Below are 14777 nucleotides of genomic sequence, written 5' to 3'. Positions count from 1 at the left end.
TCATACACGAAGTTTCTCAAACTTACTCTCTTCCAGTATAGTGGACATCTTCCATGAGAAAAAATCAGAATATTCATCGATCAACGAAAATCGTGTTTCAAAGATGGCATTCTCTTCAATGGGTATAAAAAAACATCAACTTTTTAAAACAAATAACGATACACCTTTTATTTGAAACATAGCAATAACATCCGAGACACTTGTTTTATAAAAATCCACTCCTATATGTGTGAAAATATTCATTTAAACACAAAAAACTCGTGAAATGATTGAATTCTTCATCTCACGAGTCTGTTTCATCTATTAAAATATGTTTTATTTTTGCATCGAAAAATTAAGTTTCAATTATTGTCATCAGCGGTGGATCGTCACTTCTTTTTTGACTTCCACAGTGATGCGGCCATTTTTGATGACCACCAAACGTTCAGGAATGTCAATCAGCACATCGGCTTTTCTCTGGGTATCTAAAAGAATCAAATCTGCGCGGTTGCCAACAGCGATCCCATAGTCTTTGATATTTAATGCTTTTGCGGTATTGGTCGTAATCATTGGCAAGACTGTCGGCAAGTCATCGGCGCCGCCTAAGTGTGCCACTGGCACAGCCAGCATAGCGATTTGGATCAAATCCCCATTGCCATAGGGCGTAAAGGCGTTTCGGATATTGTTGCTGCCTAAGCAAATATTCACACCGGCATCACGTAATTTGCGAATCGGTGTCACGGCACGACGAACGTTGTAGGCATCGTTTCTAGCACCTAAATGCAAGTCGGTCGCAGGCAACGGCATCACATTGATTTGGGCTTTGACCATCAAATCGATAACTTCTGCCAGCTGATCCGGTTCCATGGCGTGCAGTGCAGTCAAATGTCCTACAGATACCCGACCTTGGTAGCCTTCTGCGATGGTTTTTTCACACAGGTAGACGATCGATGTATCGTCTGCTTCGTCAGCAAAATCCTGATGCAAGTCAATGTCTTTGTCAAATTGTTTGGCGATCTCAAAGATCAAGTCGATGTGTTCATTGGCTGGCGCATCATTGTAAGGAATGCCGCCAACGACATCGGCGCCTTTTTCCATCGCTTCGATCATCATTTTATCCGTCCCTGGGGCTTTAAAAATCCCTTCTTGCGGAAAGGCAACGACCTGAATGTCGATCAGGTCTCGGTATTCTTCTTTTAAGCGCATGATGGTGTCAAATCCAGTGAAGCCTTGTGCTGGATCAAATTCGGCATGGGTGCGCACAGCAGTCGTGCCATGTACGATCAGCATTTCTAATGCGCGTTTCGCCCGATCATAAATGTCTTCTTCGGTAAAGGTCGGTTTCAGCTTTGCCGTAACTTGGATCGCTTCTTGCAATGTTCCTGAATTATTGGGCTCACGATCGGCGATCAAGGCTTTGTCTAAGTGGATATGGCTTTCGATCAATCCAGGGATCACCACTTTGCCTTTCGCCTCAATCGTTGTTGCTGCTGATTCTTCAATGTTGGGTGCAACTGCGGTGATTTTTCCTTCTGAAATTGCAATGTCTACTAATTCTGCATCGTCTTCAAGACGTGCTTGCTTGATCAATAAATCCATGTTTTCCTCCTATCCATCAGCCAAACACTAAGCCGATGACTAATAATAATACGGCTGCTAAACTCAACCACTTCACGTTTCCTTTGACTACATCCAGAATCGGAATTTGGAAACCAGAAGATAAAGCTTGCATCGTAATGTTGACAAAACTCATTTGACTGCCGAGGCCAACCCCCATCGTTACAAAGCCAAGAGCTAAGACTGGGAAGCCTAATGAAACGGCAACTGGTAGCACGAGTGTTAAAACGGAGCCGACATAGGCACCTGCGGGAATCCCAATCAAGACACCCGTCAAGATCGCCACGGGAACGACGATCGCTGCGGGGGCATTTTGTGCCGCACCTGCAATTACAGCAAACGTCCCAGTTTCAGCGATCACGTTGATGAAGGCTAAAAAGATCCCCACTTGGAACAAGCGGGTCAAAATATACGTGGATCCGTCCACCATCGCTTCCACCGATTGATTCATGGAAAAGTCGGTACAAACAAAAATCAACGCTAACGTGACCACCATATAAACTAGCGGTGTAAAGAGGACAAAGCCGATCAGGTCATTGATCAACGGGCCAAAGATGACCGCAAAAAGCAAGAAGATCGCAGGCAGTGTCGTTTTGAATAACTCGCCATTGCTTTTGTTTTCGTACTCTTGGTTGGCTGATTCTTTGAAGCCCAGATGACGACGCTTGGTCCCGAAGAATGCCAATAAAATCGCCAAACCAACGAATAACAACCAAAATGGGCGCATTTGATCGACATAAGAAGCGACACTAAAACCGCCTAGTTCAGACACGATACTAGATTCCAAAGAGGCAGGAGAAGTCGTAAAGGAGACCGCTGCCGCTAACGACATCGCTGCGATCAATTCGGGTACCACCCCAACTGCCGCAAATGCTAACGGTGCGATCACCATCGCACTCCCGCCGCCGATTCCAGACATATAAGTCGCTGCTGCCAATAAGATGACAATAAAACCAGCCACATATTCCACTTTTCCTTTGGTTCCTCTTTTGGCTAAGGTTAAGGCCGCCGTATAACTGCCCGCTTTGAAGACCGCCATCGCTACAGCGGAATTGATGATTGGCACCGTAATACTCAACATCGTCGGAATAGCTTCCAACAGTTGCGAATTGGCTTCAGCTAAACTGATCCCGCCAATAATCATCGCCAAGATCCCAGCAATCAAGCCAGCAATGATCATATCTACTTTTTTAAAGAGCAAAACCAGCACTAACACTAATGGAATCAGTACTAGAAATGCTTTAACTCCTGTTGGTGCGACGATCTCATTGATCGCTTCTGCCGCAAACACTGTTCTTTCTGAAAAGATAAAAAGAATGAGAGCCATAAACAGTGAGACGAACGTTCCCTTTTTTTTCATCACATTTCTCCTAACTTATATGAACCTTCATATAATAAATGTTGTGTTGCTATGGGGTGTTGCCGATTGATTTTTCCGCTGATTTTTCTCTGGTGTTTCCCACCTTCTTTCCTCGAAGAAAGGAATCAAGCAAAAGACACCTGCTTTTTCGACCTTTTTCGCCACTTTTTCTTTCTCTATTATAATTCTTGTTGTTAACGCTTTCTTTGGACATTATTCTAAAATAAATCTACGTTTTTTATCCAATTGGCTAAAAGCGCAGAAAAAAGCGCGGCTTGTGGAGAAAAGAGCCTTCATTTGATTCTTTTCCCCTTTTCTCGGAGCCCCGCTTTTTTTAGTGATCCTCTGTTTATGATCGTTTTTTTCCTCGGTTTGTCCAGCGTTTCAGCCGATAAAAAAGCATCAGTTGTTTGCGCGCTCGCTTGATCCGCTGGTAGCGCTTTGGCTGTTTCTTGTAAAATGCTTGATGGTAGTTTTCCGCTGGCCAAAACTGTGTGGCCTTGCGGATCTCGGTCACGATGGGTTGCTGATAATAACCAGATTGGGCTAGTTCCTTTTTGGCTTCTTGCGCAAGCACTTCCTGTTCAGCAGTCGTATAGAAAATGATTGGGCGATAAAAATTGCCGCGATCTTGAAATTGTCCGAAAGCATCTGTCGGGTCTGTCACTTGCCAGTACAACTGCAACAAGTCCTGATAGGTGATGATTTTGGGATCAAAAACGATCTCTACCGCTTCGACATGCCCTGTTGTTCCGCTTAGTACTTGATCATACGTCGGATTCGGGACTGTTCCCCCAGTATACCCCGACAAGACGGAAAGAATGCCCGGCTGGTCTTCAAAAGGCTCTACCATACACCAAAAGCAGCCGCCAGCAAAAATAGCCACTTCTTGTGCTTTTCCACCTGTTTCGTTCGGCTCCACGGAAACTTCTGCTGGTTGGACTTTGCTTGTTTCTTCATTCTTTGCCTTTTTCGGTGCTGACTGGCTGATTGTTTGATAAAACTCTGCGACATTCGGGGTCAGATTGTTTCTCAGTGCCAACGGACGCAACGACGCTTCTAGTTTTTCCAAAACCCGTCTAGTCTGTTGGTCTTCAAGGCTATTTGACGATTCCTTTTCGTGTTTGCCTGCTTTTTGTTTGGTCGCCAGCTGGGTTTCCAGTGTATTTTTTGCTTGCACCAGTTGTTCTCGTTCCCACTGTCTCGTGCCAGGATGCAAGATCAAATTATAGATTTCTGACAGCCACGCCATCGTTGTTTGCTTCATCACCATTGCCCCTTTGCCTCATGAAGGAGCGACTCTCGCTCCTTGTTTGGTTGCACTGTACCATAGTTTCGCCGATTCGCCCAATTTGATGCCCAAAAAACGTTCGAGAGAAATCCTCGAACGTTTTTGGCTTTTGTATGGGTTAGTTCTTATTCATCCTCTGAGGGATCAGCTCAGTATCATTGGTGGGTACGCAACTGGGCATTCATTTTTTAAAGAAACATTGAAGCGGAATGAGATAGGATTGCCTATCTCAAAGAGTGATCAAGAACCACTCAATGCAAATGAACCTTTGCCTTTGTTAGTAAATACGCAATTTTTCTACAATCCGTTTAAATAGTCATCGGTTTTCATCACCGTAGAGAAGGTTTCCAAGGCCGATAAAAACGCTCGTTGAACAGCTTCTGCAGGAATTTCGTGTGCTTCAAATGTTAATGTTTTCGTTGCCGTGGCATCAGAAATCAGTATGGGCTGATAACCGAGCTCTTTACTAGCTCTTGTGGTTGAGTCGATGCACATATGCGTCATCATCCCAGTGATGATGACTTGTTGAACACCTAAAGAGTCTAACGTCTCTTTTAAATTTGTTTCAATGAACGAGTTAGGAAAGTGCTTTTCGATAATAATAGAAGAATGCGTTGTTTTTAACTGTTCATGCAGCAGTACGCCTTTGGTCCCTCGTTCAAAAAAATCAGCTGCTTCTTGATCGTTGATGTGTTGGATATAGATGATCGGGAGTTGCTTTTCGATAAAAGATGCTTCTAGTTTATTTATGTTTGCAAGCGCCTGTTCAGGGGAATGAAGGGCCATTCTTCCTTCTTTAAAATAGTCATTTTGGACATCAATAATTACTAAAGCTTTTTTCATAGAATCACCATTTCTTTTCTTATTTGTTATAATCCAGTATAAATACATATGACCCTACAACAAAGCGTCTCTTGAAAAAGATAAAGTCAATTTACTTTCATTATGAAAGGAGGAACCCTTATGGACATCATCGATGAACAAATCCTAGCTATCCTGAAACAAAACAGCAAATTATCGAACAAAGAAATCGGCGAAATGGTCCACCTGACGGGACAAGCCGTGGGCAATCGGATCTTGAAATTGCAAGATGAGGGAATCATTCAGCGATTTAGTATTGTAGTAAACTACCCAAGTACGCAATACATCCGGTTTTTTATGGATTCAAATCGCTATACAGCTTTTGAAGCCTTCGTGAATCAATACAAAGAAATTGAGGTCTTTCATAAAGTTTCAGGTCAAGCTTGTTATCTCTTGGTCAGTCATTTTACAGATGTAACCTTCCCTTTATTTATAGAGAGTCTCTCAAAATGGGGCAGGTATAGTGTAGAAACCTTTGTGGCTGACAAACTCAATCATGAGGATGTTTGATGTTAGCGGCTGTGGGCTAGTCCTCCATTCATTAGATTCCTTGATAAATTTATCGAAGACTCAATCGCCGAAATTTTGGCAATGATGCCCAGCAGCAGCGTGCCGAATTCAACCATCGCCAAGCACAAAGTATTAAGATTGCTAGTGCAAACACAAAAGCGCCCCCCGTTGCCTTGTTTATATAAGTATCGTTCAGGATCACGGGAATAGAGCTAGTATCTCAAAGATTGTACGGCGTATAATGTTACGAGACAAAGCGTTTATAGAATAAAAGAAAACAGCATGGTCAACATCGATAAGATGAGCATGCTGTTTTTATCTACTTACTTTTTGAAATACTGTTCTAACTTTCATCAATAACTCATCAACCAAGTGCTCATGCGCTTTTTCCAAAAAAACACATGCTCTGGCTTCATAATCAATTGTCGTTAATTGATCCAACAATACTTTTCCTGTTGTCTTCATGCCATAATCTGGATTAATACTTACATATAACGGATAGTTTCTACTTGTACTCGAAATCGGAGCAACGGTGGCAACGTTACTATAATCTGCAATCATGTCATGACTTAAAACAATATAGGGCCTTTTTCCCGTTTGTTCATGTCCAGCACGAGGAGCTGTATCCAATAACAAAATATCCCCTTGTCTAGGTTTTCTTACCATTTTTCATTCCCTACTGCTTCACCTAAATGTTGAATTTCCACATGATTTCTCTCAGCAGTGTAGTTTTCAAATAACTCTTCAATCGTTAACTCGTTTTCTACATTTGCCGCTTCGATGATTAGCCGTTTATGCCCGTTTACTTCTTCTTGTATTATCTTCACTTTGTCATCTGTATGAATGCCAAGATACTCCATAATGTACTTTGGCAATCTAAGACCGTTACTATTGCCCCATTTTTTTACAGGTAACATTTCCATGCGCGACACCTCTTTCTGTATATACATAGTATAACATATATCGGACAGAGTATATACATAATTATCCTTTTTGGTCGATTCACCTAAATTCCATTAAAAAGAATCGTTCTTACAAGTTTACACTGCTGTGCTAATAAAAATTTGTAGTATGCCGAAATGTCAAATTGCAGGACAATGACTGACATAAACGATTTGATTATAACCACGTTGATACGCTCTTTAGGTATTAACAATATTTGGATGCAAGTAAGTAGTAAACAACAGGGATTGCTGTCCCTCCCCTACTTATTCCCTCATGTGTTCTATATTCGATAGCATAGCTAGTTCGAAAAAATAGTTAACTTTCCCACTAATCAGGAAGCCAATAATTTCTTCAATAGGAATACCTGCAAAACCGTCACCCATGGCTTTATCAGAAAATACTGGGTCGTTTACTTTATCCGAATTTATCACTTACATGTACATTTAATTTAAATTTTCTCTATTTAAAAAAAAGAGAAAACAGTAACTCCCACTATAGACTATTTTTTTCACGGTAATACCTCAAGTGGGGGTTACCATCCATATTTCGGAAAATAGAAGTAGAGGTAATTAAATTTCAAATTTATTAGGTTTTCTTTATCTATTCGAATGGATATCACGGGTAGTTTTTTATTTTTCCTGTGATATAATAACCTTGCGAAACGATAGAAAGTTTATAGCACTGCAGCACAAAGGCGCTCCCTAACCGCGACGAAAGGGAGCGCCTTGTTTATGCTAGTTGCGACTGCTAGCATGTGAGTTGGATAGCAACTTGCTTAGTTATCGTCTTTGTCTTTCTCATCCAACCAGTGAGAAAATAGTTCGATGACTATACCAACAACAATTGGTGCGACAACCAACGATAGATAAATCATATACACTACACCCTCCACAGGGGGAGTAGAAAATATTCATATTACGGAAATTACACACAGTTATTTTTCAAAGACATTAAGTGATGTTCACGTTTCTTCCTTTTGCAACGTCATGATGACTGGACCTTCTTTGGTGATGGCGATCGAATGTTCATATTGGGCACAATAACTGCCGTCAATGGTGCGTGCTGTCCAGCCGTTCGGGTCCATCTTCATGCGCCAAGTGCCGGTCGTGATCATCGGTTCGATAGTGATCGTCATGCCCTCTTTCAACCGAATTCCTTTGCCTGGTAAGCCGAAATGAGGAAAGAATGGTTCTTCGTGAATGGTTGGGCCAATGCCATGAGCAATAAAGTCCCGCACGACACCATACCCTTTTTCTTCAGCGAAGCTTTGGATCGCATAACCAATATCGCCGACACGGTTACCGACTTGTGCTTGCTCGATGCCTCTCATCAAGGCTTCTTTCGTTACTTCCATCAGCGCTTGATGTTCTGGTGAAATCTCTCCTACCGCATACGTCCAACAGCTGTCAGAGATTGCCCCTTTGTAATCGACACAAAAATCGACTTTGACGACATCGCCTGATTTTAAAACATATTCTGAAGGGAAACCATGACAAATCTCTTCATTGACACTGATACACGTCGCAAATTCATAGCCTTCAAACCCGATTTGCGCGGCTGTTGCCCCTGCAGCTTCTATCTGTTGATGGACAAAGGCGTTGATTTGGTTCGTGGTGATACCGGGAACGATTTTTTCCCGTAGCTGTTCGTGAATACTTGCCAAGATACGACCAGAAGTTTTCATTTGTTCGATCTCTCGTGGGGATTTTAATGTGATCAATAGATGATCTCCTTTCCTTAAATAGCCATTACCATGTTTCTTTTAATAATACACCTCATCTAGAAATAAGCCATGAGAAGGCACTGTCTCACCAGCTGCTTGTCGTACTTTATCGGCTAACACTTGATCGATCACTTCTGGTGGCAGTGTGCCATCGCCAATGGCAATCAGTGTGCCTGTCAAGATTCGGACCATTTTATGCAAAAAGCCGTTGCCTTTGAAGGTAAACCGCAATAGGTCGCCTTCTGGTGTGATGGTGATTTCATCGATCGTGCGCACCGTTGATTTTTTTGATTTTTTCAATGCAGAAAAGCCGATAAAATCATGGGTGCCGATCAACTTCTCAGCCGCTTGCTGCATTTTTTCCAAATCAAGGGGCTGCGGGCAATGAAAACTAGTATTGCGAGCAAAGACTGATGGGATCGCGTTGTTCCAAACATAATAGCTGTATTGCTTGCCTTTGGCGTGATAGCGTGCATGGAAGCGCTCAGGCACCTCTTCAATCTTGTTGACGACGATGTCTTGCGGCAAATAGCGGTTAAAGAACTGCTGCATCTCTGGCAAACTCATTTGATGGGTCGTCTTGAAATTCGCCACTTGTCCTCGAGCATGCGTGCCCGCATCGGTTCTACCAGAACCGACGATCTCAATTTCTTCTCCCGTCAATAATTTGATGACCCCTTCAACTTTTTCTTGGATCGTTTTTTCAGAATCTCCTAGTCGTTGCCACCCTAAGTAGCGCTTGCCGTCATATTCAATCGTTAATTTGATATTTCGCATGGTTGTTGCTCCTTTTTACCGATACTATCGGTGGATAGTTTTTTCTATTCTATTGCTTGAGGTATTTACTTATGATAAGGCGCCCCCGTATTGATTCGATACGCACGATAGATTTGCTCCAATAAGATCAGTTTCATGAGTTGGTGGGGGTAGGTCATTTTGCCAAAGGAGATCTTGGCATCACTGCGCGTCATGACTTCTTGACTCAAGCCTAGGGAGCCGCCAATGACGAAGGTCAGCTGGCTTTTTCCTTGGATGCCGAGTTGATCGATTTGTTTGGCGAAGGCTTCGCTGGTGGGGTTAGTGCCTTCGATCGCTAAGGCAAAGACGTATTCGGTGTCTTTGATTTTGGCTAAAATGCGCTGTCCTTCTTTTTCTTTGATTTGCAGCATTTGGGCTTCACTCAAGGTTTCTGGTGCTTTTTCATCCGATACTTCGACAAACTCAAGCTTTGCGTATGCCCCCAATCGCTTGGCGTACTCGTTGATTCCTTGAACGAGGTACTTTTCTTTTAGTTTTCCTACTGTGACGATTTTGATTTTCATAGGTTCCTCCTCGTTATCCCCTTATTTTATGAAAATGTGGACAATGCTATCCACAACCTTTTACACACTTTGACTTTCTTTGAAATTCTCCTATCCCATCTATAAAACCGCGACACTTCAAGGGTTTCTTCATCCATCCAAACAAAGTTCTCAAGTTTGTCCACACACTGTGGATAAACAGACCTTTGCTTCTCCCCAGATTCCCCTGCTATTTTTATTCAAAAATGAACGGGTTTTGCGAAGAAAATTTCATCGTTTGAAACAGATTCTTACGCAACTTCTTCATATTTTTTTCAAAATCTCTTAGTAGACTAATCTCAGATAGAAGGAATATACTGATTATAACGAATTATTCATTAAGGGGGAAATAGTAATGGCAAGAAAATATGTCACACCAGGCAAGAAAACTTCTCCTGGTTTATTAAAACGATTAGGTATTGGGATTTTAGGCGGTATGGTCGGCGGTTTATTGACCTTCGGCGGTCTGTATCTGGCAATGGGTTCCTCTTTGACTTCAACACCAGAAACCACGACCAACAGCGGGGTCCAAGATTCTAACGGACAAACCCAAGTATCCAATGTAAAACTTGATGTGACTAGCGATGTCACTGAGGCAGTTGAAAAAGTACAAGATTCTGTCGTTTCCATCATTAATCTACAACAAAGTCAAAGCAACGATTGGAACAGCCTCTTTGGTCAGCAAGGCGGACAAAGTGAAGGCGATAGCCAAAGCGACGACGACAGTGCTTTAGAAGCTTCTTCTGAAGGGAGTGGGGTCATCTACAAAATCGATGGCGACGATGCCTATGTTGTAACCAACAACCACGTCGTAGAAGGTCAAGACGGTTTAGAAGTTGTTTTAGCAGACGGTACGAAAGTCAAAGCTGAATTGGTCGGTACTGACGCTTACACAGACTTAGCTGTATTGAAAATCTCTTCAGAGCATGTGACGACTGCCGCAACATTTGGTGATTCAAGTGCCTTGAAAGTCGGCGAACCAGCCATCGCGATTGGTTCTCCTCTAGGCTCTGACTACGCAAACTCTGTGACACAAGGGATCGTTTCTTCCTTGAATCGTCAAGTAACAAGCCAAAACGAATCTGGTGGTACGATCAGCATCAATGCGATCCAAACGGATGCTGCGATCAACCCAGGGAACTCAGGTGGTCCACTGATCAACGTTGATGGTCAAGTGATTGGGATCAACTCAAGTAAAATCGCCAGCACATCTGGCTCTGCTTCAGGTGTTAGTGTCGAAGGGATGGGCTTTGCGATCCCAAGTAACGATGTCGTTGAAATCATCAATCAACTAGAAGCAGATGGCAAAGTGGTTCGCCCTGCACTAGGTATCCAAACGATCGATTTAGGTTCCATCACATCACAACAACAAGAAGAAATCTTGAAAGTTCCTTCATCCGTAACTTCTGGCGTTGTGATCTACTCAGTCAACAATGCAACACCAGCAGAACAAGCAGGATTACAACAATATGACGTTATCACGAAGATCGATGATACAGAAGTCAGCACAACAACGGATCTGCAATCTGCGTTGTACAAACACAAAGTCGGTGACACGATCACTGTAACCTTCTATCGTGGCGATGAAGAAAAAACAGCAGAAGTAAAACTTTCCGTTGATACGTCGATCAACGAACAATCAACAGACAGCAGCAACTAATCACCAAAACCAATCAAAACAATCAAAAAATGAACTGCCGCAAAAACAGGAAGCGGCAGTTCATTTTTTTAGGCTTTACCGACTGGAAAAGCTTCACCTACAACGGCATCTTGAGGCAGCTCAAGGATGCCTTTTTTCATTGGTGCACCTTCTAAATGCAGTTCTTTAGCAGAGCAGATCATTCCGAAGCTTTCTACGCCACGAAGCGTCCCTGGCCAAATCATCAAGCCATCTGGCATCATTGCCCCAGGTTTTGCGACAACCACTTTCAAGCCTTTACGGATATTGGCAGCACCACAGACGATTTGCAAGACTTCTCCATCTCCAACTTCTGTTTCCGTGATAGACAGATGGTCGCTGTCTGGATGTTCCACACAAGATTTCACATAGCCAACGACGATTTTTGGTTCCGTATCTGCAGGCAGTTCTTCGCTGAATCCTGCTTCTTTGATCATGGTGTTCAATTGTTGGATTTGTTCTTTCGTCAATGTCACTTGGCCACGTCCTTCGATCGTCATCACTTCTGAGATCGCAAAAAAGTTCCAGCCGACGATCGTGCCTTCTTCATTTTTGATTTGGGCAACATTGCCTTTGCGTTCGACGGTTTGTTCTAATCCTTTATCATCTGCTGTGATGGCAAGCAGTGTATCACTGACATATTCTTTGTTATAAGCAAAAATCACGTTTTTTCCTCCTTAGGTACTTACACATTCCGCCCATAATCTTAACAAATTTTTCGGCATCCGTCATGGAATTTCTTTGTTTTCCTTGAAATTCTACTTATTTTCAAAGACAAAAAACGCCTGAGAACCAACTTCTGCTGGCTTAGGTTGAAAATTGACGAAGGAGCAGAACCCGCGGCTTCTGAAGAACTTGCTGGTAGAACTAAGCTCTACGAAAGAAGGCAACAATAAGTTATCCAAAAACTGTATACAGGAAAAAACTAAGAACCAGCTGCGGCTTATTAGCTAAGACGCTGCTTTGCTAACGAGTCGATAAACGCTGGTTCTAAAAACTTCTGTTTGGCACTATTACCTACGAAACAAGACAACAGCGACAGATGTCTTCCCTCAAAACGAGCACAAAAAAACCTAAGAACCAGCTGCAGCTTATCAGCGAAAGCCAATGCTTTGCTAACAAGTGAAACATCGCTGGTTCTCAGGAACTTTTTTTTTACCCTTGTCTTCTTTTGCTGCCATCTTCTCTAAGGAAAAGAACTCGGCAACGACAAGTTTATTTTTCAAAAAAAGACCTTACGCTTTGGTTTCTTCAGGCGATACGATCAGCACGTCGCACCGAGCTTCACGGATAACGAAGCTGGCGACACTCCCCATCATGAAGCGTTCCACTGCGTTCAGCCCAGATTGCCCCACCATGATCAAATCGATGTCGTATTGGTCTGGTAATTGAGTGGCAAGGGCATCTTTGATGGAGCCGTATGCGACGATGCCTTCTACTAGATCAAAATCCACTGATTTTGCGTAAGCTTTGCAGTCGTCGATCAGATTTTTCGCCGTATCTTTTTCTTGTTCTAAGATGGAACTATCCAAAGGTGCATAGCCCATCATGGTCGGCACTTGCTGATCAATGATCGTTGCTGCATAGACCTTCCCTTGATTTCGACGAGCGACTTCCACTGCTTTTTTGAAGGCAGACATCGCTTGATCTGAACCGTCGATCCCTACTAAAATGTTTTGATATCTTTGTGCTTCCATCTTTTTCCCCTCCTATGCTGATTGTACGCTGGTTAAAAAGGCTTCGATCTCTTCTTTGGTTTTGCGATCCTTGTTGACTAACCGTCCCAGCTCCTTGCCGTCTTCGATAACGACGAGGCTAGGAATACCAAAAATGTTCCATTCAACCGCTACATCCATGTATTCATCACGGTCGACTTCGATAAATTGAAGATCTGGAAAGTCCGCTTCGATCTCAGGCAATTGCGGTTTGATGTATCGACAATCGCCACACCAATCGGCGGTGAAAAAGAAGACATTTTTGCCTTTCTCCACATATGTTGCTAACTCTGCTAAATCTTTTGGAATAATCAAATACTCACCACTTTCTTTTCTTTCAGTATACACCTTTCTTTCAGGGACTACCAACTGACATGCTGATCTTGCAAAGCCCTGCAGAAAAAAAGAGACAACGGATGGCTGTCTCTTTGCTTTCGTTCGTTCTCGCTTATTGTCCAGCCAAGATCGTATCAACAGTTGAACGATCCAAACCTTTCAAGACTTGAATCACCATTTCCCGTGCCGCTTCAAAATCAGCGATACTGAATAGGGTTTGGTGAGTATGGATGTAACGTCCAGGAACACCGATGACTGAACTTGGGATCCCTTCATTTGCCATGTGTGCCGCACCAGCGTCGGTACCGCCTTTTGAAACAAAGTATTGGTAAGGAATATTGTTGCTTTCTGCTGTATCCAACAAGAATTCTTTCATCCGTGGCAACATGATCATGCCTGGATCATAGATTCGCATCAAAGTCCCGGCTCCTAGATGACCAAAGGTACCATTTTTGGTGACTGTGTCATCTGCTGGCGAGCAATCGACCGCAAAGAACAAGTCTGGCTTGAATTTCGTCACAGACGGACGAGAACCTCGTAAGCCGACTTCTTCTTGAACGTTGGCACCAGCAATCAGCGTATGGCCTAACGTTTCCTCTTTCAAGGCTTCAAGAGCTTCTAATACGACTGCACAGCCGTAACGGTTGTCCCAAGCCTTCGAGATGATGTTTTTCCCATTGGCTGTTTTGATGGTTTCCACTTGTGGGACGATCGTATCGCCAGGACGTACCCCAAAGCTTTCTGCTTCTTCTTTTGATTCAAACCCAGCATCAAACAAAATATCTGTGACTTCGACATTTTTTTGACCGCTGCTTCCTCGCAACAAATGTGGCGGTACTGAAGAAGAAACACATGGATAATCGCCTTTTGCTGTTTTCAATGTAAAGCGTTGAGCAGAAACCACATAAGGGTTCCATCCGCCCAAAGGAGTGACTTTGAATAAGCCGCGATCGGTGATCGTCGTCAATAAGAAACCAACTTCATCCATGTGAGCAGCTAACATCACTCGTGGGGCATCTGCTTCTTGGTGGTGACGCAAACCGAAGATGCCGCCTAAGCCGTCTTGTTGGATCTCGTCCACCAAGGGGGTCATCGCCTCACGCATATACGCTCGCACGTCGTGTTCAAACCCGCTGGTTCCTTGTAACTCCGTTAGTTCTTTGATGCGTTGAAATGTTTTTTCTTCCATGATCATTCGAGAAACACGTATCGGTTGTTTGCTGCCCTAAAGAAACAAAGCTGCTTTTTTTGAAAAAGCAACGCTTGCTGTTGCTGTGTTTTCCAGCAATTTTTGGGTGAAACAACGGATGTGCTCTCTTCCTCCTTATTCCTACTGACATTCTTTATTATAGCGCAAATTTCTATTGTTGGTTATTTTTCTTATAGAATATTTCTAAACTATGGTAAACTATTGTTAAGAGA

General features: G+C 43.0%; 17 protein-coding genes. 2 read left to right on the top strand and 15 right to left on the bottom strand.

Annotation, left to right across the window (positions count from 1 at the left end):
* Positions 1 to 354: 354 nt before the first annotated feature.
* The 4 genes from A5878_RS05100 to A5878_RS05080 form a co-directional block, all read right to left on the bottom strand.
* The gene (locus A5878_RS05100) at positions 355 to 1578 is read right to left on the bottom strand and encodes an amidohydrolase family protein (RefSeq protein WP_008379093.1); all 1224 of its coding nucleotides are present in this window, start codon (positions 1576 to 1578) and stop codon (positions 355 to 357) included.
* Between the two features lie 16 nt (positions 1579 to 1594).
* Positions 1595 to 2956 (bottom strand): hypothetical protein, encoded by a 1362-nt coding sequence (locus A5878_RS05095; protein ID WP_005225442.1) that lies wholly within the window; start codon positions 2954 to 2956, stop codon positions 1595 to 1597.
* A gap of 349 nt (positions 2957 to 3305) precedes the next feature.
* Positions 3306 to 4229, bottom strand: a complete 924-nt coding sequence (gene msrA, locus A5878_RS05090; protein WP_086294820.1) for a peptide-methionine (S)-S-oxide reductase MsrA — start codon at positions 4227 to 4229, stop codon at positions 3306 to 3308.
* Positions 4230 to 4544: 315 nt separating this feature from the next.
* The gene (locus tag A5878_RS05080) at positions 4545 to 5090 is read right to left on the bottom strand and encodes a cysteine hydrolase family protein (protein ID WP_185953313.1); all 546 of its coding nucleotides are present in this window, start codon (positions 5088 to 5090) and stop codon (positions 4545 to 4547) included.
* A 120-nt stretch (positions 5091 to 5210) separates the two neighbouring features.
* Between A5878_RS05080 and A5878_RS05075 the strand changes: the two genes are divergently transcribed.
* Positions 5211 to 5618, top strand: a complete 408-nt coding sequence (locus A5878_RS05075) for an Lrp/AsnC family transcriptional regulator (RefSeq protein WP_373270289.1) — start codon at positions 5211 to 5213, stop codon at positions 5616 to 5618.
* A gap of 315 nt (positions 5619 to 5933) precedes the next feature.
* On the opposite strand, the gene A5878_RS05070 is transcribed toward A5878_RS05075, so the two are convergent.
* The 7 genes from A5878_RS05070 to rlmH all read right to left on the bottom strand — a co-directional run bounded on the left by A5878_RS05070 (position 5934) and on the right by rlmH (position 9608).
* On the bottom strand, positions 5934 to 6284 hold the full coding sequence (locus A5878_RS05070) for a type II toxin-antitoxin system PemK/MazF family toxin (protein WP_086294818.1): 351 nt from the start codon (positions 6282 to 6284) through the stop codon (positions 5934 to 5936).
* Positions 6278 to 6568 (bottom strand): AbrB/MazE/SpoVT family DNA-binding domain-containing protein, encoded by a 291-nt coding sequence (locus tag A5878_RS05065; protein WP_086294817.1) that lies wholly within the window; start codon positions 6566 to 6568, stop codon positions 6278 to 6280. Before A5878_RS05065 ends, A5878_RS05070 begins: the two co-directional genes overlap by 7 nt.
* 258 nt (positions 6569 to 6826) lie before the next feature.
* The gene (locus A5878_RS17810; protein ID WP_016610017.1) at positions 6827 to 6994 is read right to left on the bottom strand and encodes a PTS glucose transporter subunit IIA; all 168 of its coding nucleotides are present in this window, start codon (positions 6992 to 6994) and stop codon (positions 6827 to 6829) included.
* Positions 6995 to 7338: 344 nt separating this feature from the next.
* The gene (locus A5878_RS17340; RefSeq protein ID WP_074534955.1) at positions 7339 to 7437 is read right to left on the bottom strand and encodes a type I toxin-antitoxin system Fst family toxin; all 99 of its coding nucleotides are present in this window, start codon (positions 7435 to 7437) and stop codon (positions 7339 to 7341) included.
* Positions 7438 to 7524: 87 nt separating this feature from the next.
* Positions 7525 to 8283, bottom strand: a complete 759-nt coding sequence (gene map, locus A5878_RS05055) for a type I methionyl aminopeptidase (RefSeq protein ID WP_005234612.1) — start codon at positions 8281 to 8283, stop codon at positions 7525 to 7527.
* A gap of 42 nt (positions 8284 to 8325) precedes the next feature.
* Entirely contained in the window at positions 8326 to 9063 is a 738-nt protein-coding gene (gene truA / locus A5878_RS05050) for a tRNA pseudouridine(38-40) synthase TruA (protein ID WP_005225435.1), read from the bottom strand.
* Between the two features lie 65 nt (positions 9064 to 9128).
* A complete protein-coding gene (rlmH, locus tag A5878_RS05045) occupies positions 9129 to 9608 on the bottom strand; it encodes a 23S rRNA (pseudouridine(1915)-N(3))-methyltransferase RlmH (RefSeq protein WP_060791768.1) in 480 nt (159 codons plus the stop codon).
* Positions 9609 to 9981: 373 nt separating this feature from the next.
* Between rlmH and A5878_RS05040 the strand changes: the two genes are divergently transcribed.
* The gene (locus tag A5878_RS05040; protein WP_086294816.1) at positions 9982 to 11286 is read left to right on the top strand and encodes a S1C family serine protease; all 1305 of its coding nucleotides are present in this window, start codon (positions 9982 to 9984) and stop codon (positions 11284 to 11286) included.
* 68 nt (positions 11287 to 11354) lie between these two features.
* Here the strand turns inward: A5878_RS05040 and ytpR are convergent, their stop codons facing one another.
* From ytpR to pepA, 4 genes are all read right to left on the bottom strand, one after another.
* Positions 11355 to 11969 carry a YtpR family tRNA-binding protein gene (gene ytpR / locus A5878_RS05035; RefSeq protein WP_005225431.1) on the bottom strand — a complete coding sequence of 205 codons (615 nt, stop codon included), beginning with the start codon at positions 11967 to 11969 and terminating at the stop codon, positions 11355 to 11357.
* A gap of 570 nt (positions 11970 to 12539) precedes the next feature.
* Entirely contained in the window at positions 12540 to 13001 is a 462-nt protein-coding gene (locus A5878_RS05025; protein WP_005225429.1) for a universal stress protein, read from the bottom strand.
* Between the two features lie 12 nt (positions 13002 to 13013).
* On the bottom strand, positions 13014 to 13334 hold the full coding sequence (locus A5878_RS05020; protein ID WP_026008043.1) for a thioredoxin family protein: 321 nt from the start codon (positions 13332 to 13334) through the stop codon (positions 13014 to 13016).
* Between the two features lie 133 nt (positions 13335 to 13467).
* Positions 13468 to 14544 carry a glutamyl aminopeptidase gene (gene pepA, locus A5878_RS05015; protein ID WP_034872382.1) on the bottom strand — a complete coding sequence of 359 codons (1077 nt, stop codon included), beginning with the start codon at positions 14542 to 14544 and terminating at the stop codon, positions 13468 to 13470.
* Between the last annotated feature and the right edge of the window lie 233 nt (positions 14545 to 14777).

The organism is Enterococcus sp. 3G6_DIV0642 (assembly GCF_002140635.1).
GTDB classification, from domain to species: domain Bacteria; phylum Bacillota; class Bacilli; order Lactobacillales; family Enterococcaceae; genus Enterococcus_D; species Enterococcus_D casseliflavus.
The sequence above is the reverse complement of the archived record's forward strand: the minus strand, read 5'-3'. Positions and strand labels throughout refer to the sequence as shown.

Bases quoted from the DNA above. Each gene is read 5' to 3' on its own strand.
- A5878_RS17340 (WP_074534955.1), bottom strand. From the start codon at position 7,437: ATGATTTATCTATCGTTGGTTGTCGCACCAATTGTTGTTGGTATAGTC.
- A5878_RS05100 (WP_008379093.1), bottom strand. From the start codon at position 1,578: ATGGATTTATTGATCAAGCAAGCACGTCTTGAAGACGATGCAGAATTA.
- truA (WP_005225435.1), bottom strand. From the start codon at position 9,063: ATGCGAAATATCAAATTAACGATTGAATATGACGGCAAGCGCTACTTA.
- pepA (WP_034872382.1), bottom strand. From the start codon at position 14,544: ATGGAAGAAAAAACATTTCAACGCATCAAAGAACTAACGGAGTTACAA.
- rlmH (WP_060791768.1), bottom strand. From the start codon at position 9,608: ATGAAAATCAAAATCGTCACAGTAGGAAAACTAAAAGAAAAGTACCTC.
- A5878_RS05070 (WP_086294818.1), bottom strand. From the start codon at position 6,284: ATGGTAAGAAAACCTAGACAAGGGGATATTTTGTTATTGGATACAGCT.
- A5878_RS05080 (WP_185953313.1), bottom strand. From the start codon at position 5,090: ATGAAAAAAGCTTTAGTAATTATTGATGTCCAAAATGACTATTTTAAA.
- A5878_RS05095 (WP_005225442.1), bottom strand. From the start codon at position 2,956: ATGAAAAAAAAGGGAACGTTCGTCTCACTGTTTATGGCTCTCATTCTT.
- A5878_RS05075 (WP_373270289.1), top strand. From the start codon at position 5,211: ATGGACATCATCGATGAACAAATCCTAGCTATCCTGAAACAAAACAGC.
- msrA (WP_086294820.1), bottom strand. From the start codon at position 4,229: ATGGTGATGAAGCAAACAACGATGGCGTGGCTGTCAGAAATCTATAAT.
- A5878_RS05065 (WP_086294817.1), bottom strand. From the start codon at position 6,568: ATGTATATACAGAAAGAGGTGTCGCGCATGGAAATGTTACCTGTAAAA.
- A5878_RS05025 (WP_005225429.1), bottom strand. From the start codon at position 13,001: ATGGAAGCACAAAGATATCAAAACATTTTAGTAGGGATCGACGGTTCA.
- A5878_RS05040 (WP_086294816.1), top strand. From the start codon at position 9,982: ATGGCAAGAAAATATGTCACACCAGGCAAGAAAACTTCTCCTGGTTTA.